This window comes from Halomonas binhaiensis (assembly GCF_008329985.2).
In the GTDB taxonomy this organism is placed as follows: Bacteria; Pseudomonadota; Gammaproteobacteria; order Pseudomonadales; family Halomonadaceae; genus Halomonas; species Halomonas binhaiensis.
In genome coordinates, this window is record NZ_CP038437.2 from 2,106,890 (window position 1) to 2,127,901 (window position 21,012).

The window sequence follows — 21,012 nt, forward strand, 5'->3', positions numbered from 1 at the left end:
GCACTCTTGAGGAAACGAGATCTTATCAATGTGGACGATTCCAACTTTTTTTGTCGCGGCACTGGCTGAGATTGCAGGGTGCTTTGCTTTCTGGGCCTGGTTGAGGCTAGGAAAATCTGCTGTCTGGCTGATTCCGGGCACTGCCTGTCTTCTGCTGTTTGCCTGGGTGCTGACTCGAGTCGATGTTGATTTTGCGGGTAGGGCCTATGCTGCCTATGGTGGCATTTATATTCTTACGTCGCTGATATGGCTATGGAGCATAGAAGGCCAGCGTCCAGACCGTTGGGACATGGCGGGAGCCATGATCTGTGTACTGGGTGCGCTGGTCATTGTGATGGGGCCCAGAACCGGGTGAGCGTGTGATTTGATCCGTATACGCCTTGGCTGAAGAGGTGTGCATGCAAGATGGGCGCACAAGAAAGCGTTGCAGGAAGCATGCAAACCGCCTGAGTTCGTCCGTTGAACTCAGACGGGCCAGAGATCGTCCGGTGACCTCATATGGCATCGCAGGGTGGGTGCCACTTGCAAGCAAGGGAAGCACCACGGGAAAGGATGTTAGCAGTGTTGGAATGGGCTGCAACTCGGTAAGGCATGGTGATTGAGAAGATCTGAGTGGAGTGATGAAAAATATCTTGATAATCAGTTTGTTATATATGTGAATGAGTAAGAATAAGCTTTCCTTTGCCTAAGAAACCTTGTGTTGAAAAAGTAACAGTTTCCACTGCTCCACAACTTACCTGCATGAAGGTGTCCAGAAATCACATGGGGCCATGGCGACCCATAGGACATTAATCGCACAGCACCTGACAACTACAAAATAAGCCATGCTGTGAAATGCTGCCTACCTCAACATGTTCGATGATCTGGTTTCATTGATGAGTCCGGTAACGGCTTTCAAGAGAAAGCGACGATGCTGGGATAATGGTTTATAGATCGGACAAAACGCTATTGGAAAGAAGGTCAATAAGAATCAAGACTAAGGGCTAGTTCGTTGTGCGGGGACTTTATCATGCCATATAACTATCGTGGTGGATGGGAACTTCGTGAGATTGAATTCAAGCTGTGTCGAAAACATCCTGTCATTGCTGCCAAAATGACTAATGGGAATGAAACCATCAGCCCATCCATTGAACTGCCTGAAAACTATAAGTCACTCACGCTGTGGGATGTGATTGATCTGTTGTGGCGAGAAGCTCCCCGAGAGTTGCCATGACCTTGAGGATAAACGGAGACGTCTCTCAATGTCACTGTGCTGAGATGATGAGTCACCAGAAAGCATAAAAAGAAAATTAACTTTACAAAATCTGAAGGTTGTGCAGCATTTATGTATAAATATACAGTTGCGGTGTGGATCATGCAGAGTAAATCATGACAGCTCACTCATCGTGCCTGGAGTTTATTCTCATGTCGCCAGAAGAAAAGCTGATACACCAAATATCCCTGATGTTTGGTGCCGCATTTAAAGTGCTAAAGGATGTTGAACCCGATAAAACTCGGGAGATGCTGGATGCGGCCATCTCTGAATGCCAGAAGACAGGATGTGGAGACGACTTTCCGCGTTCTGTAAAGACTGTCTTGTTTGGTGGGAATAACCCAGGATAATTCCACCTGGCATCCGGCGGTCAAGGGTTATGACACCTCTGCCGGGTGCCGGACTATTTCATGACAACAGAGTATTCCATGAAGGATGCTGACATCATGAGCACAAACATAGAATTATTTTCCTCAGGTTATGATGGTGAATAATGCAATAAGAAATATCACTTCAAGGCTCTTGTCTGGAAAACAAGAATAAAATATCCGACCTGAAAATAACTGCCTCAATTTTTTCCTACCATGGTGATGATCGACACGATCAAGGTCGAGCTCTCCACAGAAGCATGCCTCCCTGTATGCGGCTGGCCGGGCTGTGCGATCGCTACACGATACGCTATGCTCCCAGACCCATTCCCAGGATACGGATATCGCATGAGAAGTCTGTACAAGTATTTGGCCCCATTGTGCTGTTGTCTTGCATTCGCCAATGGTGCGGTTGCCGATGATTCGGCTTCGCCATGCAGTGACAAAGAAGCAGAAGTGCAGCGTCAGCTGCAAATCGCCAAGGATCATGGTAACGAGGATCAGGTGCGCGGACTTGAACGTGCTCTGGTTGGCATCCAGGAAAACTGCTCCCAAGAGAGTCTCATGGCTGACGCCGAGGAAAAGGTTCGCGAAGGTCAGGAGAAAGTGCGTGATCGTCAGGAAGATCTCGATGAAGCACTGGAAGATGGCGACCTTGAGGACATCCAGGAGCAACGGGAAGAGCTGCAAGAGGCAGTCGACGAGCTCAACTCCCGTATCGAGCAGTTGAAAGTGCTCCAGTAAGCAAGAAGCTCCCCATACTTTCCTACACAGCCCCTGGCAAAGGTTTGCCAGGGGCTGTGTCTTGTCTGGTTCTGGGTGATATGCGGCAAGACGTTGCTCATTGGCTATGGTCTGTCTCTCTCCTTCAGCCATAGACCAAACTCTCGTAGAGCATGAATCACTGGGCGAAGGCGCTGCCCATCATCGGTGAGCCGGTATTCGACTTTCACGGGCACCTCGGCAAAGACGGTTCTCTGGATCAGGCCTGCTTCTTCAAGGGCGCGCAGATCAAGTGTCAGCATGCGTTGAGAGATATTGGGAACATCTCGTCGGAGTTCATTAAATCTTTTAGGTCCTTCCAATAGAAACGAGACAATCAGCATTCTCCAACGTCCGCCAACAAGGAGAATGGCCTCTTCGACTGAGCAGCCAGAAACGCTCTTTTTCACAATGCCATGTCCCTGCAAGTATAAAAAATGTGCCTATATAACAAAATATTTCCTTCTATAAAACAATAACTAAAGAGAGCACACTGAGCTCCTTTCCACCTGAAGGAGGTATTTTCATGAAGTTGTTCTTTGCTCCGGACACGTGCTCTCTGTCTCCTCATATCATCTTGAGAGAGCTGGGTCTCCCTTTCGAGTTGGTTAGGGTCAACAACAAGACGAAGAGAACGGCAGACGGCAGGGACTTTTACACCATCAACCCCAAGGGCTATGTGGCGGCGCTTTTGCTCGACAACGGTGAAGTGCTCACGGAAGGGCCCGCTATCCTGCAATACCTTGCTGATCTGCAGCCGGAAGCGGGTCTGGCTCCGCCCAGTGGAACCTGGGAGCGAGTCCGTCTTCAGGAATGGCTTAATTTCATTACCAGTGAACTACATGGAGGGGCGGGGCCGTTATTCAACAAAGACCTTCCTGATAAAGCGAAGGAGATCTTCAAGGAAAAGCTATTCAAACGGCTAGATCATCTGGAGGTAAGGCTGGACAGCCATCCTTATGTGCTGGGTGAACAATTCAGTATCGCGGATGCTTATCTGTATACCGTATTACTCTGGATGCGCTTTTTCGCTATTGACCTGGGCAAATGGCCAAGCTTGCAGCAGTATCTGGGGCGTATTGGTGAACGTGCATCCGTGAGAGAAGCTATCTCTGAGGAGGCGAAAACCCAGCCAGTACTGAGCTGAGTGTAAAGAGGCATGCGCTGACGTGTCCTGGCAAATCTCAGCTCTGGTAGCCACGACAGTGGTGTACTAGAGCTGAGTGATGCGCAGGAGGAATGCCGGGCCAACCAATCCTTGGTATCAACGACTGGAAACGGCTGTCCGGCAGCACCGTTGCGACAAGCATGTTGCAAGGGCCAGTAATGAGAGAGCCAATACAGAGATGGAGAGTACGGTGCTGCTAGTGCCAAATAGTGCGCTAACGCCCATTGCTACCAGTGCAGCACTGCCAATTTGGCAGCACCCGACCAAACCCGAAGCGGTAGCCGAATGACCATGTTCGCTTGCGATGGCGCCTGATACGGCGAGTGACAACGAAGAACCGTTGGCCAAACTCACGAGACACATCGGTAAGATCATGGCGGTTGTGCTGCATATCTGCAGTGCATCCATGATCACGAATGCAGAACCGCCAAGTACAAAGCTAATGATGCCTGCTGTCACGATGCGCTCGTACGGCCAGCGGTCGAGCAGTTGCTTGGCCAGCAGATTGGCGCCAATGATGCATGCCGTCAGTGGCAAATACAGCCATCCACTCTGTTCTTCGCTCAATCCCTGGCGTGCGAACAGGAAAGGCGACTGAGTCAGGTAAACGAACCAGGCACAGTAGATCGAGCATATCAGTAATGTATAGCGGCGAAATTTCTGGTCGCCGAGTACACGTCCATATCCTGCAAAGGGAGGCGTGTATGCACGAGCTGTCTTGGGGCGTGTCTCGGGTAGAAGTGTTTGTACCATCAGCAGTGCTAGAGCGCCAAAAGCGGCGACAAACAAAAAATCAGTTCGCCAACCGAAAGTGGCCGCTAGATGACCGCCGATAGCTGGCGCCAGAGCCGGTGATAAAGAGACCAGCGGATAGACAATTGCATAAACCTTGGCCGAAGTGTGTTTATCGCAAGTATCGGCGATCAGGGCACGGCCAATGACCAAGCCTGCTGCCGAGCCCGCTGCTTGCAGCATGCGCCATGCCAGGAAAACCGTGTAGTTACTGGTAGTAGCACACCCCAGAGAGCCGATGATGTAGAGCGAAATACCAATAAACAGTACAGGTTTGCGCCCAAAGTTGTCGGACAATGGCCCATAGAGCAGTTGTGATATCGCCAGTATCAATAGGTAAACAGAAACAGTCTGCGGCATTTGCCAATCGCTGATCCCAAGTTCCGTGGTCATGCTGGGCATGGCAGGTAGATAGACATCCGACGCGATCAGCCCAAAGGTGCTGAGCATCGCAACCGTCAGGATGAATGACAATCTTGGCATGGCAGAGCTCCGAGCACGCGGGCAGTGCCTGCGGGCTTCATGATGAGAGAAGGGCAATGTCCCGTTATGGTATGCAGGCTTTCGTCATGTGAAAATGCAGGAATGTGCAGCCAGTGCATGCAAATTTGCAGCTCGGAGGGCGAATGAATTGGGATGATGTACGCATCTTTCTGGCAGTGCAGCGGGCCGGCACTCTACGAGGGGCCGCGCAGTTTCTGAAGGTCGATCAGACAACCGTTGGACGTCGCTTGGCTGGCCTGGAGCATTGTCTTGGAAGCCGACTGTTCTTGCGCACCACAGGAGGGCTTGTTTTAACCGATGCTGGTCGCCAAGTGCTCGAGACGGCTGAGGGGATGGAACGGATGGCCGTTTCCTTCGAGCGTCTTAGTGAAGGCAAGGACAAGCGGGTAGCTGGGGAAGTGAAGGTGACCACGACGGATGCATTGGCAGTGGACTTCGTGGTACCTGCTATCGAAAACCTGAAGGCCCAGTATCCCGAGGTGAAAGTGCTCTTGAATACGTCCACTCGGTTGCTCGACCTGGCTCGTCGCGAGGCTGACATTGCTGTGCGTACTCTGCGCCCAGAACAACCTGACCTGATCGTGCGTCAGCTCGGGAATTGGGAAGTAGGGCTGTATGCGTCTCAACGCTATCTGGAGAGCCATGGCGAACCTCAGCAAGGGGAAGGGTTCAAAGGGCATGATATCGCGCTGTACCAGCAAGGCGTGACGGTACGCCAGGATGACACTCTTGCAGGTGAGCCGTTGGGAGAAGGTCGGGTGGTTGCTGAACTCGATTCCAGCTTGCTGCTGGCGACGTTCGTACGTGCAGGTTTGGCACTGGGGGAGCTACCCAGTTATTTGGCACAGCGCGATCCTGAATTGGTACGAGTCTGGCCGAAGCGCAAACGAACCAATCCCTATGAAGCCTGGATGGTTTTGCATCAGGATTTGGCCCATACCGCTAGGGTGCGGGTAGTGGTAGAAGCGATTGCTGAAGCCTTCACCTCCGCGTGAGCTCACATCCAGCCTGTATTCATTACTCTCCAGGCCTCCTGTCGCCTTTATATAAATTCTTGATACTGCATCGGCCCATTGGCGGATACCAAATGTATCTCGCTACGAGAGAGGTAAAAAAAGCCGCCCGCAGGCGGCAAGTCGTTGCGACTGGCCTGGTTGGCCATGAGTGGTGAATACTGCCGGGCGAAAAGGCTGCATCCACCCCGATGGCCGCTCTGCCAAGGCTGTAGGAAGGGGGCAGGAGATACCTGTCCATTTCCTGTTGGCGATGAGCAGGACGCCCATTCTGGGCTTCTTCCGAGCAGCGGTCTTATCCAAAAACGTCAGTTAAGACCTTATTCTGCCCACTAGAACCTGCAGGCTAAGCATGAGCCCTGCCATATCGCTTTCTAGGACACTCAGACACGCTAGCCGGAGGGCAGAAAAGGATGCTCTAACACATTGATCGGACAGAACTGTTGACGTTTGGAGAAAAGCTGGTAAAGTACACCGCCGTGAGCCGGAGGGATGGCAGAGCGGTTGAATGCACCGGTCTTGAAAACCGGCGTAGGTTAATAGCCTACCCAGGGTTCGAATCCCTGTCCCTCCGCCACCTTATTCAAGGGAATCAGCTACTTAGCTGGTTCCCTTTTTCATTTCTACTGGTCAAAAAACAGCCAAAAGTGCAACGGGTGCAACGATATCCGTTACCCCCTAGCGGTGAGACCAGCAAAGAATAGACTAAAGCCTAATGATTTTGCCTATTTCACCCCTCGAGAAGCCCCTCGATATCTAAGGCAGAAACCTTCAGCACCTGCTTTGCACGTAGGTAGATTTCTGTGGTGCGTCGATCGCTGTGTTGGAGGTTTGCCTGGACATCGAGCCCTTGTCGCTCGGCATCCGTTGCATGCTTGGCTCGCAGGTCATGTTCCGTAAAGCGTTCGATCTTCCCTTCTTTGATGGCCTTCTTCATCCCGTACTGCCAACGGCTGTGGAAGTGATCCTTGTCGTAGGGCTCACCATTCTTTCGGCAGAACAGGGTAGGGCCCTGGTGTCCACGAGCCAGATTGTCAGCCTGTATCTCTGCCTCCAGGCGGCGCAACTCATCATCCCAAGGAATCACAGCCTGTTTCTTGGCCTTGCTCGTGCGCAACGTGATGCCTTGCGGCTGCAGCTGATCAAGGCGCAGGGTTAGCATGTCTCTCTGGCGTAGGCCCGTCTTGTACTTGAACAAGGCATATCGACGCACCCAGGGGGTGGTGTGGCGCAGGAATATGCGGAACTCGTCATCCGTGACATAACGATCCCGGGGCATCAGTTTGAACTTGGAGACGGGGTCCGCTGGATTGCGCTCTGTGATGCCCCAGCGCTGGGCATAGCGAAAGACATGCTTGAGTAGGGCAAGTTCATGGTTGGCCTGGGTCTTCGAGGTGATGCCTCGGGCATCCATGAAGGCGTATATGTCGTGAACGGTGATGTCCTCGATCTCGCATTCCCCAAATACCTGGCGAAGGCGCTTGAGCTCTTGCTTGTTCGCCCGCCGTGTTGCTTCTGATGGCTTAGCAGGGATGATCTCTGCTTCGTAGCGGTCGAATAGCCTTCCCATGCTCGCCTTGGGAAATAGTCTTGCTTCCCAGTCTTTGAAGGCTTCTAGAGCTTCCTCCTTAGTGGTGCCGAGCAAAATCCAACTTTTTCCTACCAGGGCCTTCTGGCGCTGGTTGCACATGTATCGCCAGGCTCCCTTGCGCCAATACACTCTAGGGATGCCGATCGATTCCTTCATCGAGCAAGAACCTCCAAGTTCGGGCGGGTGCGTTTCTGTGGCGTTACTCCTTCGCCGCACAGCACTTGTTCTACATGCCGGCGTCCAACAATCAGACCGCCTGCCGCGTTCATCTTCCAGCGAATCCCCATTCCATCGAGGGTTTCACATTGCTCCTTCCGACGTTTTCGGCCGGTGAGTTCTTCCAGTTCTTCATTGGTAAGGAACAGAGGCATAATCGCTCCTTGAGTGCTGTTCTGCGAGAGATCGCTAGGGCCGTACATACAAGAAAGCCGCCTCGGTGGGCGGCTATTCATTGCGTTTTTTTGAGTACTACAGTGATGTCGGTGTGACTCGTCGTCTTGACCACATCCAGACTGCCCAATGCGCTAAAACCGGCCAGTCTTGCTTCAAGAATTTCATGAAAGCTCGTCGCCACAATTCGGTACGAGATTTATCGAAATCGAAATGCTCCTGAAGCGTGGTGTCGTGATACCCGTTGACCATTAGTTCTAGAAATTTTGGCCATGCATCAATTCTATGAAGGAAGGTAAAAGGTGTTCCTGTGAGATTGTTATAGGATGTCCCGCAACCCGAACAGACATAATCCGTAATGCGCCTGTCTTTCCCTTTCTTTACATACTTTGGGGGTGCATCGCACACAGGGCATGCTCTTTCCTTCGTGTAGCACAGAATGTGCAAAGCTTTCTGACATTCATCCAGTTCCATCTTTACGTGCGGACTAAGTTCGGTCGAGGTCAATGATTGGTGGCTATGCCACCAGTCATGTAGAGGTTTGTCATAGGCTTCCATGACGCGGATGAAGGCCTTATCCCAGTTGAGTGATGCCTTATTGCTTATTTCTACCAGCGATGCGATACGCTCCTGAGATAAGCCGCTGAAGCGATATCGCATCCAATCGCTCCATTTAGCATGGTGCCGCATGAGGCGAAGCGGGGTACCCGTTAAAATATTGAATTGTTTACCGCAGTCTCTGCATAGATAGCTATCTCTCACATTTCCAATCGTATGGGCGGGATATGTCATGTAGATGGACTCACTTCCACACCGGGGGCAGTTGGGAGGTCTACTGAAAGGAAGGGTATCAAGGTACAAAACGAAGCCGCGTGCGGCAGATACCAAGGGTTCTGGTAGAAGCTCAAAAGGTGGGCGCTCCAGAATGAAGGACACTTCATTCATGGTGTTTTTCCGCCTTTCAGGAGCTCGGGAGTGTGTTTCCGAGTGAGCCACCTAATTTCCTCCGCTGCCTATGAATCATCATCAGAAGGGGCTCCTTCCGTGATGCCTGAGTATGCCCTGCTGCAATCCTTCCAAAAGCAAACTGTCACGCTAGCTCTTAAGAATTTCAACTACGACACGGAGATAGCAGCCGTGTAAGAGATGTCGTACAAGCAAATACGCTATTGCTTACATGGCCTGAATGGCCCCTGTTATGGGCTGATATCCGGGTTTCCTGTATTGTGTAGGGCATTTGATAATCATGCGATACAAGCGCGTAGAGGGACATGAACCATGTTCACGGATGATGCCAGTGATTTGTTGGCCCGTATCCTATCGGGGCCGCTATCGCAGCACGAACGCCTGCTGACCCTGAAGCTCGGTGGCACGGATCTGATCCCGCATCGTCTGGTCGGTGAAGAGCGCCTGTCGCGACCGTTTTCCTATACTCTCGATTGCATTTCCCAGCGCGGTGATATCGAGCTCAAGAGTCTGATCGCGCAGCCCGCCGAACTGGGCATCCGCCAGGCCGATGGCCAGTACCGCTCGCTGTCTGGATTGGTGGAGTCGGTCGCCATGCTTGGCGAGGATGGCGGCGTGCATTACTACCAAGTGACCCTGGTGCCATGGATGACCATGCTTCAGTTGGGCCACGACAGCCGCATCTTCCAGGACAAGAACGTCGTCGAGATCCTCGAGACGGTGTTCGAACCGCACGCCATTGCCCAGGGACGCTGGCGCTTTGCTCTGCGGCGTGAGTATCCCGTTCGCTCCTTCGAAGTACAGTATCGCGAGTCAGATTTCCATTTCGTCAGCCGGCTCATGGAACAGGAAGGCCTGTTTTATTATTGGGAGCATGCTGGTCCAGACGCAGAGTTTGATGGACACCGTTTGGTCATTACCGACGATGTGGCCACCTGCACACCAGTGGCACCACAGACGATCCGCTTCCATCGCCAGGATGCCACCGAGACAGAAGACACCATCACCCAATGGGGTGGTCGGCGTCGCCAGCAGCCCAACCGTGTCAGCGTCGGTACTTTCGACTACAAGCAGCCACGCTTGGAGAAGCGGACGGGTCTGGACACCATTCGTGACCAGGGCAACCTGCCGGATATCGAAGTCTACGACTATCCCGGCGAGTACTATTACCACGACTATCCACGTGGAGAGCGCCTGACCGTCAACCGTATGGAAGCCCTGGAGTCCCAGGCCAAGCGGTTTCACGGGGCTGGCGGGGTACGCCAGCTACAGACCGGCCAGTGGTTCGAGCTCAGCCAGCATGCTCGCCATGAGCGCGGTAACGAGAGCGAACGCCAGTTCCTGGTGCTCGGCCTGACCATTCATGCCGAAAATGCACTACCGGTATCGGTGCATCTCAATACTTTGCCAGGCAGCCTACAGCAACAGATAGACGATGCACGCAAGGCACATGGGCTCGAAGACGGCAGCCTGTACCGTGACGACTACCAGCAGGCCGGTACCGGTCATTACCTGGTCGATTTCGAATCTCAGCGCCTCAGTCAGCCGTACCGTTCTTCTCTTGATCACCCGCGCCCGGTGCTGAGCGGCTTGCAGACGGCCATCGTCGTCGGTCCGGAAAACGAAGAGATTCATACCGATCACCTCAACCGGGTGAAGGTGCAGTTCCACTGGGACCGCCAGGGCCAGCGCAATGACCATTCCAGTTGCTGGCTGCGCGTGTCCGAGCCCAATGCCGGGGCCGGCTGGGGCGGCGTGTTCGTGCCGCGTATCGACCAGGAAGTGACGGTCAGCTTTCTCGAGGGCGATCCCTCGCGGCCACTCATCACTGGCCGGGTGTACAACGGCGACCAGACTCCCGAATGGCACAGCAATGGCCTGCTGTCCGGCTTCAAGACCAAGACCTATCGTGGCGGCAAGTACAACGAACTGGTGTTCGACGACGCCACTGATCAGGAGCGGGTACGCCTCAATTCCGAGTATGACAAGAGCCAGCTCAACCTTGGCTATCTGATTCACCAGAACGGCAATACCCGCGGCGCCTTCCGCGGTACCGGCTTCGAACTGCGCTCCGATGCCTACGGCGCCATCCGTGCCAATCAGGGCTTGCTGTTGACCAGTTGGGGCCAGCTCGGCGCTCCTGGCGACCAGCTTGAACTGACGCAGGCCACCGAGCAGCTGTCGAGCGCGCATCGCCTGGCTGACGCCTTGAGTGAAAGCGCCACTCAGCACAATGCCGACGCTCTCGAGTCGCGTACCAACCTCAAGCAGGCCAGTGACGACTCCCAGGGAACATACGGCAGCGCCGATCCTGCCGCGGATCAGGACCAGTCCACTGCTCGTGGCGCCAGTCAGGCCGGGCGCGGCGAAGCCGCACATCTCAAGGCGCCTTGGCTGCACTTGAGCTCACCGGCAGGGATTGCCGCCAGCACACCGGAATCGACCCATCTGGCCCAGGGCAAGTCATTGAGCGTGACCAGCGGTGATGACATCAACCTGGCCGCAGGCAAGAGCCTGATCGGTGCTATCTCCGACAGGATTTCTCTGTTTGTGCAACGTGCCGGCATCAAGCTGTTCGCCGCCAAGGGCAAGGTCGATATCCAGGCCCAAAGCGACGAAATGGCGCTGACCGCCGAGAAGGACGTCAAGATCACCTCGACCGAAAGCAAGGTGCGCATCGAAGCCGCCGAGGAAATCCTGCTCACCAGCGGTGGCGGGTATATCCGCATCAAGGGCGGCGATATCGAAGTGCATTGTCCGGGCAAGGTCGAGATCAAGGGCGCACAGCAAGCCTTTTCCGGCCCGCAAGGGATGGACGGCGCCATACCGGAGTTGCCGGAAGGCGGCTGCGAAACGCAACTGACAGGTGCCGATCAGCAGCGTAGCGGCGCTGCACCGCTAGGGGGTTAAGGCAGGATGCGGCAATACCAAATGCCAGCAGGACAAAGTACGGCCGATACTCTGCCGGAAGACGCCTTGCTGACGCACCAGTACGCCTTGCTCAATCCGTTGAGCGTAGAGGCCGATGCCTGGGCGGACTTGCCTTGTGAGCCGCTGCTCACGCCCAATGTCAACGCTCGCCCGCACTTGTTACCGCAACTGGTGCGCCTGGACGAGATGCCCAAAGACGCGAGATTGGCCCTGCACGAACGGATCGAACGATACCGGCAGCGTGGTGTTGCGTTCTTCTGTGCCCTGCTGGGTAGCCATGCACCGGCGGAGCGGGTCGCCAGGCATCTCATGCACCATCTGGAGCAGCGCCGCCAGGGTGATTCGCGCTATTGGTGGCTGCGGTTCTACGATCCTTATGTTTTTCGTCATTTGTGCTGGCAGCTGGACGCTGAGCAAATGGATGTTCTACTGGGGCCGGTTCATGTATGGTCCTGGCCAGATGACGACGGACGCTGGAATAGCCAGCGCCATCAGTTGAGTGAGGCACCCAAGGTGTATCACTTGTTTCTCAGCAAGGAACAATGGCAGCGCATCGATCGGCTGGCGTTACTCAACAGCACGCTGGAGATACTGATGCTGTCAGCTCCTGACGTGGAACAGAACGCTGTGCTGTGGCAATGGATCGACAACCTGCTTGAGCAGGCAGAACAGTGGCCACTGCCGGGAGACGACGACTGCCAGCTATACGCTGAACAGGCGGTACGCTTCCACTCCAGAATGCATGACCACCCCGTTATTCTGTCTTGCCTGAAGCGCGCGAGAGAGCCGGGGATGACCTATACCCAGGCCTGTGCTGATCTCGATGATGCCAGGATGATGGATCTGGCCGCAGAGCTGGATGACCGTGACATACGCAAGGAGGCTCCATGAGCGAAGCAGACAACAAGACGATAGCGGAGTGCCCGTATTGCCAGAAGAGGGGCCTGCCGATCCTGCCCTTGCGTTATGCCGTCACGCGTACGGACCGCGGCAACGGAGAACCTGCAGGCCCCGCGCTGAGCGAGCCATTTGGCGATGGCGTAACGGATATTGCGCTGCCGGAAGGGCAGGCTTATACCTTGCGCCTGGTGCGCGGCGGGTATCTGTATGTGTTCAATGAAACCCGTGGCAGCTGGTCTGGCTATGTGGTGACGGAAAAAGGTTATCTGTTCCCTTACGTCACGGAAATCAAGCACGATGTGCTGTTGCGCCTGGATCCGAATAAGGCGCAGGGCGGCATCGACAGCAGATTGCAGCCGCCAACCCAGGATGAAGAATTCACCTGCACCTCCAACCCGGAGCATCACTACCCTGGGCGCTGCATTACCATCCCCAATGCGGAACAGGCCGATAATATCTATTTGGCTTTTTCCGATACCGCCTGGACCAAGCGGGTGTGGAAAGAATACGCCGCCAATGCCCAGGTAGACGAAAGCGGCACAAAGCGGCGCGATCATATGCGCAAGCTCTCGCTGGCTGAATGGCGTGGCGGTAGCGCCAAGCATGCTGCGCCAATGGCCGAGCTGGCCGAGCGGGTAGCAGAAGCCAATTATCAGTGGATGTCGCCCAATCTTCCTCCCGTCACCTTGATGCGTAGTGACCTCTACCAATTGATTTCTCCTTTTGGCCACAGTCCCGCATTGATACATGGCATGGACAGTCAGGTTGAGGGCTTGGTGGCCTGGGCCGAAGAGCAGGCCGAACCGCTGGACATGCCACCAGTGATGGTTGCTCTGGATGACCCGGTAGGGATTGCGACAGAGCTGAATGAGCTGGCCAAGATTCGGGCCAACGAATGGGCCGAAGAACCGGAGCGCAAGAAGAAACATCAATCGGCTCTGATGATCGGAGTTTTGCGCCAGGCGGTAGAAAATGGTGCCGAGCATCAGGAAAGCGAACAGCGCAAGGCGCTGATGGCCGCTTGGGGAACCTTTTTTCCGGGGCACTCCGGCATGATGGCGGCTGGGGCACCTAGCCTATCTTACTTGAACGCCCGGGTGGAGCGTGCTGGCCGAATCAATGAATCTGAGCTGGAGGCCATTCACGCGAATGCCTGGGAAAAGTACCTGGATAGGTACGACGAGGAGGCCCGGAATACATATCTCAATGAGACATACCCTGCAGAGTTAGCTGATTTCGAAGGATCAGTGATCAGGCCATTGGATGAGGCATATCTGGCTTGGATGAAGGGAGAGTCACTCAAGAAGTCCTTACTGTGTAATTTTGATCGTCAGGATGTGGAAAGCGGTATCGCATACACCTTGGCACTCTACAGCATGTTGCTCGATGCCTCCGGTCGTAAACCGGTATTTGACTTCCTGAAGGAATGTGCACAGAGCAATCCGTTGGATTCGGCGGCCTTTATCGTCCGGGGGCTGGTATTCAACCAGGATGATTTGGCTGAGCAATGGGTGGAGGCGGCTAATCAGGCCTATGAACCCGAGGGAGGATGGGATGGCATGGCCAGCCATCTGTATGGCACCTTCAAGGACAAATTGGTAAAAGCCCTGGGGAATAACATACAGGATGCAATGACCAACCTGAGCCGTTATGGCTATGAGCTTAGTGCTGTGTTTGTCCATCATTTGAAGCGACTCTACGATTTGGATACTGGGCGCCTCATAGGAAGCGAACGTGAATTTCGTATGGTGGCGATTCTTGGAGTGATGGCCAAACACGATGCTCCCAACCATCGCTTGGTGAGTGTGCGCACGGAGCCGACGCGGTTACAGACACTGAGTATCATGCAGCGAACTACGGCAGCCATGTCTGAGGAAGGGCGCTGGCAAATGGCACCCTCGGAAGAGCTTCGTGGGCTGTTCGACCCGGTGAATAGCGAACGTTATCCGTACCAAGGGCTGCTGCTGGTCGAGGACATTCAAGCAACCCGGCTGGAAATGTCGGGCACCCTCTCCCCAGAGCAGTTTGACCGGCAGATGCAGACAAGCATGCGCATGCAGTCGAACCTGGAGGCCGGTGGCAATCTAGTGGGTGCAATTTTGACCATTGTCACCATAAAGTCGGCATGGGAAAAGCTCGGCAAAGACCCCAGCTTTAAAAACAAGCTGGGGCTAGGGTCCGGTCTGGCCGCATTGGCAGGCGGTCTCTTGGAAAGTGCTGGTGCAGCAGCACGGAATATTAAATGGGGAGCCACACGATTGGCCAAGCCGTTGAGCTTTGGTACAACCAGAATCATGACTCGTGCTGCTGCGTTAGGGTTTATTGGCAAACTGGTTGGTACAGTCGGGGCGGTGATTAGTGGAGCGTTGGCATTTTGGGATGGGGTTGACAACCGTCAAATCAGTCCTGGGTATGGCGGTACCATGATGGTGCTTGGTGGGGGAATGGTTTTGGCTGGTTTTGTAATGCTTTTCGCTGCACCAGCAATAGCTTTAGGTGCTTTTGTACTTTCTTTGGTATTGGCGTTTTTCATGTTTGTTGCCGGATTTATTAAGCCTGATGACATAGAAAAATGGTTAGATCGGACTATTGAATTTGGTCAGAATAAGGCCGGAGACCGCTTCCGGAACATAATAAAACAACGTGAAGCGCTGGAAGCTATAGGTCAAAAAGACGGCGATTAAGCCTCAATGGAAGGATAAACGATGTTTACAGGCTGGTATGTTCCCTTCAAATTGAACCGCCCCCTGGAGAGCGCAGAACGCCATGCGGCTTTGCCTTTCCATCCGCAGCCAGGAGTTATTCCAGACACCTATGGTAGCCTGATTCACTTCAATTCTACCTATACCGATTTTATTGACCGCAAAGATCGGCTACGAGGCATGGTAAGCACCACGGCAGGGTTGGTTGGGATAATTGTTGCCATTATTATGGGAGCGTTTTCCATTGGCCTTTTTATGGTTGACCTTCTCCAAGGGAATGATGTTTTAATCAATATGGCCTTTTCCATTTTGTTTTTATTGATGGTTATTGGTTTCATATGGTTTACTTGGAGCCGTCAACTTAAGAAAGATATGTTCACGTATACTCATTATCCCATCCGTTTTAACCGGAAAACGCGTAAAGTCTATGTCTTCCGTCATAATGGCCCAAATGGTGTATTGACAGTGCCATGGGACGAGGTGTTTTGGCATATCGGGCGTGGCATGCAACAGAAATATCTGTGTGATGTTCGTGGACATGTCATGGATGGTGTGCGAGTGAAGGACACCTTTGCAGTGGGGCAGTATTTTGATGACGGCCAGATAGGCCGTATTCAGGCAACATGGGAATTTATCCGTCGTTATATGGAAGAAGGCCCGGAGACTGTGGCTGAGCACCCTCTTGACCGACTGATCGATAAGTCGGTTACCCCTTCTTGGACTAATTGTTATTTGTGGGTAGGTGCAAGTATGGGGCCGAGCTTTGTGGCTTTGCGTTATGTGCTGTTTCCGTTGTTTTATCCTATAGTCGGCTTGCTTACTCTGGGGCGTTGGCTGACTCTGAATAGCTGCAAGGACCCAGTATGGCCACCGGAGGTAGAAGCGGAGTGCCAGGTCGAGCCGAATGATCCGAACCGTTGGGAGGAGCCCAGTTATCTGTGGGAATTTGCCAACCGGCCAGGTGTTGTGGAACGCAATGAAGAACGCATGCGTCAGCAGAGCGAGAACCTGAAGGGTTGATGGACGGCCTGGTGATGTGCTGCCTTTGCAAGGCAGCACACACTTAACGGTCTATCGATATTGGAGCCGTATTAGGGATGTATACCGGTTGGACCACGCCCTTCAAGCTGGATCGCCCTCTTGAAAGAGAGGAGCGTTATGCAGCACTTCCGCACCAACGGCAAGCTGGCACTATTCCCGATCCGCATAGTAGTTTGTTACATTTTAACTCAACTTATGCTGAGTTCATTGATCGGCGCTATCGCTTGCGCGGGATGGCGACTACTACTTTATGGCTGCTTGCAGGAATTATTTTTCCAGTCATTGGAACTCTTTTTGTTGGATACTTTATTTGGATAGGTAGCTATCTCACTGGCGAAATCAGTGGGAGGTTTGCAACGATAATTTCGATTGCATCTTTCCTTATTTGTTTTGGTGGCCCATGGGTTCTTTGGAAGTTTTTACTTTGTCATGATTTATTTACCTATACACACTATCCAATTCGATTTAATCGTAAAAATCGAAAAGTCTATGTCTTTCGCCATAATGGAGAAGGTGGTGTGCTGACTGTGCCATGGGACGATGTGTTCTGGCATATTGGACGCGGTATGCAGCAAAAGTACTTATGCGATGTACGTGGCCATCTCTTGGATGGAGTAAGAGTCCGTGAGACTTTTGCTGTAGGGCATTACTTTGACGACAGCCGAGTAGATCGCATCCAGGGATTGTGGGAGTTTATTCGTCGTTATATGGAGGAGGGGCCAGAAACTGTGGCTGAACATCCTCTAGATCGTATGATCGAGCTATCAATGACTCCATCCTGGACTAATTGTTATCTTTGGGTTATGGCGAATATAGGAACCGGGTTTACCTCGTTGAGGTTTGTTCTGTTCCCGCTATTCTATCCAATTGTGGGATTGCTTACATTGGGTCGTTGGTTGACCCTCAACAGCTGTAAAGCACCGATATGGCCGCCCGAGGTAGAATCTGAGTGTCAGGTTGACCCAAATGATCCTAATCGTTGGGAAGAGCCTAGTTATCTGTGGGAATTTGCCAATCGACCGGGTGATGTAGGGCGTAATTAGGCCGCTTTACGGTGATTTAGGATCCGTGTACAGACTGCTGACCGCCGACGACTACCATTCCGCTTGGCTCTGCTCTGGACGTCAGTCGGCAACTGCCCTAAGCGTCGGTATACACTGGAAATCGAGATAGGCCTGCCTATGGCAGAAAGGTAGGTAGCCACTTGCGTAGCGGTCATCAATTTAGCTTCGATGCAGTCGGTGATGATAGCGTCAATCTCAGGCCAGTCACTGCGTCGACGCCAGTGCTGATGTTTTCGGCTAGTCAGGCCTAGTCGCTGAGCAGTACCCCGCACAGGAATAACGCCTCTTCCAAGGTCAGTAGCGATTTCAGCATACCGCCAGCCAGCATTCACCAGCTCTTCCAGTCGATCATATTCAGCCCTGGACCAGGGACGATATTTGCGAGTCATGGGAATTTCCTACGTGATGTGGTCAGTGATGGTCGGCAATTCGATAAGCCGTTGTCCGGTCACCAAATAGGTCATTTGCTGCAGGGGCAAGCACTCCGGACTTGGCCAATGACTCCACGGTACGGTGATGAACCGGCGTGCCATCGAATAACCTCCAGCCTCCACCAAGGAGGTGATGCACGAACTGCTGCCGAGCCTTCATCGTCTCCAATAGCCTTTTCTGTGGCTTCGTGAGTGACATAAGCATTACCTCATGGGATTGAGAGGAGGGGCTAAGAGCCCCTGTACCAGGTATCAGGCAGCCATGACCAAGGTCATGCGCTTATGGACCGCTTGTCGCCGGAATTACGTCGCCGGGCCGATACCTCGTCGGTGGCCACGGGTATTAGCCATGTGCTGAACAACACCGTGGGGGCTATTGGGGATCCAGACAAGAACCCGCTGGCGCTCAGTCCGGTGCAAGTGGATCACTTGATTCAGGGATACTTCGGTCAGGTGGGAGCATGGGTAACAGGTGTAGCGGATACCGGTTGGCAAGCTGCCAGTGGTGAGGAACAGCCGGCCAAACGTTGGTACGAGTACCAGCCCATTCGCCGGTTCTACAAGAACCTGGGCGATGAGGATCGCTATACCAAGTACGGGACTGTCTTCTATGAAGGATTGAGAGAGGCGGGAAGGGCGTATTCGGATGTGAAGGAACTGAGGGAAATGGGAAGGCTGGCAGATGCTGCGGAGCTAGTCAAAGACAAGCAAGGCATGCTGGCATTACGGCCTGTCCTCAACCGTGCTCAGCGACGACTGGGCACCCTCAACAAGCAAATCGACTTCATCCGCAAGTCAGCCCTGAGCAGTGAGGAGAAACGTCAGCGTATTGATCGCCTGCAAGCCATCAAGAACCAGGTCCAGCGTGCCCTGGGAGAGCATGTGCTGGAGGTAAGAGCGGCGAGTTGAAATTTACGAATAGCTCAGAGTTATGATGCCACAGGCGGTTTGAGCCTTGGTGCCAATATGGCCGTTCTGCGGGGCGGCCTTTGCAGAGAAAGCACTGCTAGATCATCACAAGTAGGGCTGCAAATGAAAGCACCTGGTAGCGTACAAAACTCAAAAATCCGCGCCTTGGGATAAGGCGCGTCAGGGCCATACTACTAAGATATATAAGGAGGGCGATAAAATGTCACTCCTTCATTTTTTATTATAATCGTAAACTTGGCTTCTGAAAGATTCTTGTTTTTTATATCTTTTGGTGTCTCTTTGGCTATATTTATAGAGTTTATGTGTTTGTTTAAATACACTTGAGACATTGACAAAAATGAGCAGATTTTAGATTTTTTTTCCTCTGAAGAGGATTTTTTCCTGCATGCCGTAAATAAATAAAGCACATTCATTTTCTTCTTATAGGGCTTCAGCGGAGGGAAAGTGGCTATGCTTTCATCACCCTTGTCGAGGCATCGAGAGATTGGCCATCCTTCATTTTCTGCTGCATCTTCGGCTACATTGTTTTCTCCTTGTTTTCTATATGGTTTTTCTGTGGCTCCTTTATCTGTAACAGGAATAAGAATAGGAGTAGGGGACATAAAACCTAAGTATTCAAGAATACTAGAGCATTCTCTAATCTTTGTTGTGAAGTAGTTGGATGATGCGCTCATTTTGGCACCTCATAATTGAGTCATCTGGAAATAAACTATAGTCTTATTGTTATGAAATATCCTCATTAATTTTTCATTATTTTTCACCGTAAATTTAGGAAGGTAGCTATTCTGCTGATTGTCATGACTTTGTTGATTATGATATGTTTTTTTAATTTCTAAACTCCTAACCCCTATTAGGAGAAGCCAGCCCATCAGGTAGTTATCCTTGAAACATTCGGGCCACGCGTGGCTGACTATCTGTTTAGTAAATATCTTGGGCCACTCTTTTACCTTTAAATTCTTCAAAGAGGTGCCTTGCACAGTGCAGCCTGCAGGAGGGCAGAATTATTATGGTTGAGGTTGCAAGGTTCAAACTTACGACCTCTGCTGCTCAATGATATTTCTATATGTCAATTGGTTATACTTTTTTTCGTGAGTTAATGATGATTACGCCTGCCTACATAGGCGGATGCGACGCCATTGTGCACAATGTCACCAGGCGAGTATCGCACGCTATACTGGGGATAGTAGGTTGGTTTGAGGAGGAGAGGGGGAGAAATCGCTCAACGCGCCATCATGTAGCATGGCTGTTGGTATTCTGTTTTCTGTGATACAGGTGAAGTCCATGCAAGACATAAAGCGTCTCGAGGTTGGTATGACGACGCAGGTTGGCACGCATCAGATACAGGGACCTGAGGTAGGAAAGGAATATGTGCGAGCGTTCGATTCAAATAGCTGGCTTCTGTTCACCGAAGATCTGGCTGAGGATCGCACGGTCGTTGTTCGCATTGATAGGATTGAGGGTGATGTGTGCCACTGTACGGTCACAAGAAAGCGAACCTCATGAATTAAAGCAAAATAAGCGCAGCACGTTACGCTATTCGGCACTCTCTCAGGAACACATAGTGCCTATGTCACCGGGGCTCCTGCATGCAAGAGCTCCGGTTTTTCATTTTCTGGCGGCAAAAATTCCCAGAAAGAAGAGGGTTCCGAATAGCAGCACCGGCATGTTCACCATGAGAGCGATGACAACCAGAAAGCCTGGAATCCCCAGGAAACTGATGATCAGCCAGCCCTGGACGTTCTGCCATTCCTTGGGCACACCGATCATAGCAAGCAGACCGAAGAGTGGAAGGGCGATCAGGACAGGCCCGATATGATCAAGAGTGTCCATGGCACCACCCCTTGACGATGTGTTGAAAAGAGCGGGGAAGGGGCGTCTGATGGGTAATGCTAAATGTGGCAAATCTTAGGGGTAACAGCCCCAAATGGGCACGGTGCAACGACATACCGTTGCACCGATGGTGTCTAGTGGATTGATATACAAAAGAAAAAAGCACTTGGCCGCCCCGTCTTGAAAACCGGCAAGGGTTAACGCCCTTCCAGGGTTCGAATCCCTGTCCCTCCGCCACTCACCACAGATTTCTTTAAAGGCATTGGCTACTTGGCCGATGCCTTTTTCTTTGCAGATACTCTTCCATCGACTCCACAACCCTTGCCGGTGATTTAATGTCACAGGAATGTGAGTGGAGCTTTGACACGGCTTTCCGT

The 21,012-nt window shown here is 52.5% G+C and carries 20 protein-coding genes and 1 tRNA gene; 13 read left to right on the forward strand and 8 right to left on the reverse strand.

The features are described from left to right. The first annotated feature begins 28 nt into the window (after positions 1 to 28). The 4 genes from E4T21_RS09235 (at position 29) to E4T21_RS09250 (ending at position 2,364) form a co-directional block, all read left to right on the forward strand. Positions 29 to 355: a YnfA family protein gene (locus E4T21_RS09235; RefSeq protein WP_149284713.1), complete on the forward strand. Its 327-nt coding sequence runs from the start codon at positions 29 to 31 to the stop codon at positions 353 to 355. Positions 356 to 1,009: 654 nt separating this feature from the next. Further along, complete coding sequence (locus E4T21_RS09240; protein WP_149284714.1) at positions 1,010 to 1,213, forward strand: hypothetical protein; 204 nt, start codon at positions 1,010 to 1,012, stop codon at positions 1,211 to 1,213. A 191-nt stretch (positions 1,214 to 1,404) separates the two neighbouring features. After that, positions 1,405 to 1,602: a hypothetical protein gene (locus E4T21_RS09245; protein WP_149284715.1), complete on the forward strand. Its 198-nt coding sequence runs from the start codon at positions 1,405 to 1,407 to the stop codon at positions 1,600 to 1,602. A 366-nt stretch (positions 1,603 to 1,968) separates the two neighbouring features. After that, entirely contained in the window at positions 1,969 to 2,364 is a 396-nt protein-coding gene (locus E4T21_RS09250; RefSeq protein ID WP_187775138.1) for a DUF1090 domain-containing protein, read from the forward strand. 104 nt (positions 2,365 to 2,468) lie between these two features. Here the strand turns inward: E4T21_RS09250 and E4T21_RS09255 are convergent, their stop codons facing one another. Continuing rightward, a complete protein-coding gene (locus E4T21_RS09255) occupies positions 2,469 to 2,792 on the reverse strand; it encodes a winged helix-turn-helix transcriptional regulator (protein WP_149284717.1) in 324 nt (107 codons plus the stop codon). 116 nt (positions 2,793 to 2,908) lie between these two features. On the opposite strand from E4T21_RS09255, the gene gstA reads away from it, so the two are divergent. After that, positions 2,909 to 3,529, forward strand: a complete 621-nt coding sequence (gene gstA, locus E4T21_RS09260; RefSeq protein ID WP_149284718.1) for a glutathione transferase GstA — start codon at positions 2,909 to 2,911, stop codon at positions 3,527 to 3,529. Between the two features lie 117 nt (positions 3,530 to 3,646). Here the strand turns inward: gstA and E4T21_RS09265 are convergent, their stop codons facing one another. Further along, on the reverse strand, positions 3,647 to 4,825 hold the full coding sequence (locus tag E4T21_RS09265; protein ID WP_149284719.1) for a multidrug effflux MFS transporter: 1,179 nt from the start codon (positions 4,823 to 4,825) through the stop codon (positions 3,647 to 3,649). Between the two features lie 143 nt (positions 4,826 to 4,968). Here E4T21_RS09265 and E4T21_RS09270 point away from each other — a divergent pair, with 143 nt between their 5' ends. Further along, the gene (locus E4T21_RS09270) at positions 4,969 to 5,841 is read left to right on the forward strand and encodes a LysR family transcriptional regulator (protein WP_149284720.1); all 873 of its coding nucleotides are present in this window, start codon (positions 4,969 to 4,971) and stop codon (positions 5,839 to 5,841) included. A 504-nt stretch (positions 5,842 to 6,345) separates the two neighbouring features. After that, positions 6,346 to 6,436: transfer RNA gene (locus E4T21_RS09275), tRNA-Ser, on the forward strand. A gap of 153 nt (positions 6,437 to 6,589) precedes the next feature. Here E4T21_RS09275 and E4T21_RS09280 read toward each other — a convergent pair. From E4T21_RS09280 to E4T21_RS09290, 3 genes are all read right to left on the reverse strand, one after another. After that, positions 6,590 to 7,606 carry a tyrosine-type recombinase/integrase gene (locus E4T21_RS09280; protein ID WP_149284721.1) on the reverse strand — a complete coding sequence of 339 codons (1,017 nt, stop codon included), beginning with the start codon at positions 7,604 to 7,606 and terminating at the stop codon, positions 6,590 to 6,592. Next, entirely contained in the window at positions 7,603 to 7,821 is a 219-nt protein-coding gene (locus E4T21_RS09285; protein WP_149284722.1) for a DUF4224 domain-containing protein, read from the reverse strand. The genes E4T21_RS09280 and E4T21_RS09285 overlap by 4 nt, the downstream gene beginning before the upstream one ends. A 97-nt stretch (positions 7,822 to 7,918) precedes the next feature. Further along, positions 7,919 to 8,500 carry an IS1 family transposase gene (locus tag E4T21_RS09290; protein ID WP_149284723.1) on the reverse strand — a complete coding sequence of 194 codons (582 nt, stop codon included), beginning with the start codon at positions 8,498 to 8,500 and terminating at the stop codon, positions 7,919 to 7,921. A gap of 618 nt (positions 8,501 to 9,118) precedes the next feature. Between E4T21_RS09290 and E4T21_RS09295 the strand changes: the two genes are divergently transcribed. From E4T21_RS09295 to E4T21_RS09315, 5 genes are all read left to right on the forward strand, one after another. Continuing rightward, a complete protein-coding gene (locus tag E4T21_RS09295; protein WP_149284724.1) occupies positions 9,119 to 11,716 on the forward strand; it encodes a type VI secretion system Vgr family protein in 2,598 nt (865 codons plus the stop codon). A 21-nt stretch (positions 11,717 to 11,737) separates the two neighbouring features. Then, the gene (locus E4T21_RS09300) at positions 11,738 to 12,628 is read left to right on the forward strand and encodes a DUF4123 domain-containing protein (protein WP_187775139.1); all 891 of its coding nucleotides are present in this window, start codon (positions 11,738 to 11,740) and stop codon (positions 12,626 to 12,628) included. Continuing rightward, positions 12,625 to 15,321, forward strand: a complete 2,697-nt coding sequence (locus tag E4T21_RS09305) for a T6SS effector BTH_I2691 family protein (protein ID WP_149284726.1) — start codon at positions 12,625 to 12,627, stop codon at positions 15,319 to 15,321. Before E4T21_RS09300 ends, E4T21_RS09305 begins: the two co-directional genes overlap by 4 nt. A gap of 21 nt (positions 15,322 to 15,342) precedes the next feature. Continuing rightward, complete coding sequence (locus tag E4T21_RS09310) at positions 15,343 to 16,359, forward strand: DUF6708 domain-containing protein (protein WP_149284727.1); 1,017 nt, start codon at positions 15,343 to 15,345, stop codon at positions 16,357 to 16,359. A 77-nt stretch (positions 16,360 to 16,436) separates the two neighbouring features. Further along, positions 16,437 to 17,423: a DUF6708 domain-containing protein gene (locus E4T21_RS09315; RefSeq protein WP_149284728.1), complete on the forward strand. Its 987-nt coding sequence runs from the start codon at positions 16,437 to 16,439 to the stop codon at positions 17,421 to 17,423. 432 nt (positions 17,424 to 17,855) lie between these two features. Here E4T21_RS09315 and E4T21_RS09320 read toward each other — a convergent pair whose 3' ends face one another. Beyond that, on the reverse strand, positions 17,856 to 18,074 hold the full coding sequence (locus E4T21_RS09320; protein WP_149284729.1) for a hypothetical protein: 219 nt from the start codon (positions 18,072 to 18,074) through the stop codon (positions 17,856 to 17,858). An 83-nt stretch (positions 18,075 to 18,157) separates the two neighbouring features. On the opposite strand from E4T21_RS09320, the gene E4T21_RS09325 reads away from it, so the two are divergent. Continuing rightward, entirely contained in the window at positions 18,158 to 18,784 is a 627-nt protein-coding gene (locus tag E4T21_RS09325) for an LPD38 domain-containing protein (protein ID WP_149284730.1), read from the forward strand. Between the two features lie 194 nt (positions 18,785 to 18,978). Here E4T21_RS09325 and E4T21_RS09330 read toward each other — a convergent pair whose 3' ends face one another. Together E4T21_RS09330 and E4T21_RS09335 are read right to left on the reverse strand one after the other, a co-directional pair. Further along, on the reverse strand, positions 18,979 to 19,479 hold the full coding sequence (locus E4T21_RS09330; RefSeq protein WP_149284731.1) for a hypothetical protein: 501 nt from the start codon (positions 19,477 to 19,479) through the stop codon (positions 18,979 to 18,981). 931 nt (positions 19,480 to 20,410) lie between these two features. Then, positions 20,411 to 20,635 (reverse strand): hypothetical protein, encoded by a 225-nt coding sequence (locus E4T21_RS09335; protein ID WP_149284732.1) that lies wholly within the window; start codon positions 20,633 to 20,635, stop codon positions 20,411 to 20,413. Positions 20,636 to 21,012 lie beyond the last annotated feature (377 nt).

Excerpts from the sequence above, each read along its gene's own strand:
- E4T21_RS09235 (WP_149284713.1), top strand. The coding sequence starts at position 29 with ATGTGGACGATTCCAACTTTTTTTGTCGCGGCACTGGCTGAGATTGCA.
- E4T21_RS09240 (WP_149284714.1), top strand. The coding sequence starts at position 1,010 with ATGCCATATAACTATCGTGGTGGATGGGAACTTCGTGAGATTGAATTC.
- E4T21_RS09245 (WP_149284715.1), top strand. The coding sequence starts at position 1,405 with ATGTCGCCAGAAGAAAAGCTGATACACCAAATATCCCTGATGTTTGGT.
- E4T21_RS09250 (WP_187775138.1), top strand. The coding sequence starts at position 1,969 with ATGAGAAGTCTGTACAAGTATTTGGCCCCATTGTGCTGTTGTCTTGCA.
- gstA (WP_149284718.1), top strand. The coding sequence starts at position 2,909 with ATGAAGTTGTTCTTTGCTCCGGACACGTGCTCTCTGTCTCCTCATATC.
- E4T21_RS09265 (WP_149284719.1), bottom strand. The coding sequence starts at position 4,825 with ATGCCAAGATTGTCATTCATCCTGACGGTTGCGATGCTCAGCACCTTT.
- E4T21_RS09270 (WP_149284720.1), top strand. The coding sequence starts at position 4,969 with ATGAATTGGGATGATGTACGCATCTTTCTGGCAGTGCAGCGGGCCGGC.
- E4T21_RS09280 (WP_149284721.1), bottom strand. The coding sequence starts at position 7,606 with ATGAAGGAATCGATCGGCATCCCTAGAGTGTATTGGCGCAAGGGAGCC.
- E4T21_RS09285 (WP_149284722.1), bottom strand. The coding sequence starts at position 7,821 with ATGCCTCTGTTCCTTACCAATGAAGAACTGGAAGAACTCACCGGCCGA.
- E4T21_RS09290 (WP_149284723.1), bottom strand. The coding sequence starts at position 8,500 with ATGCGATATCGCTTCAGCGGCTTATCTCAGGAGCGTATCGCATCGCTG.
- E4T21_RS09295 (WP_149284724.1), top strand. The coding sequence starts at position 9,119 with ATGTTCACGGATGATGCCAGTGATTTGTTGGCCCGTATCCTATCGGGG.
- E4T21_RS09300 (WP_187775139.1), top strand. The coding sequence starts at position 11,738 with ATGCCAGCAGGACAAAGTACGGCCGATACTCTGCCGGAAGACGCCTTG.
- E4T21_RS09305 (WP_149284726.1), top strand. The coding sequence starts at position 12,625 with ATGAGCGAAGCAGACAACAAGACGATAGCGGAGTGCCCGTATTGCCAG.
- E4T21_RS09310 (WP_149284727.1), top strand. The coding sequence starts at position 15,343 with ATGTTTACAGGCTGGTATGTTCCCTTCAAATTGAACCGCCCCCTGGAG.
- E4T21_RS09315 (WP_149284728.1), top strand. The coding sequence starts at position 16,437 with ATGTATACCGGTTGGACCACGCCCTTCAAGCTGGATCGCCCTCTTGAA.
- E4T21_RS09320 (WP_149284729.1), bottom strand. The coding sequence starts at position 18,074 with ATGTCACTCACGAAGCCACAGAAAAGGCTATTGGAGACGATGAAGGCT.
- E4T21_RS09325 (WP_149284730.1), top strand. The coding sequence starts at position 18,158 with ATGGACCGCTTGTCGCCGGAATTACGTCGCCGGGCCGATACCTCGTCG.
- E4T21_RS09330 (WP_149284731.1), bottom strand. The coding sequence starts at position 19,479 with ATGAGCGCATCATCCAACTACTTCACAACAAAGATTAGAGAATGCTCT.
- E4T21_RS09335 (WP_149284732.1), bottom strand. The coding sequence starts at position 20,635 with ATGGACACTCTTGATCATATCGGGCCTGTCCTGATCGCCCTTCCACTC.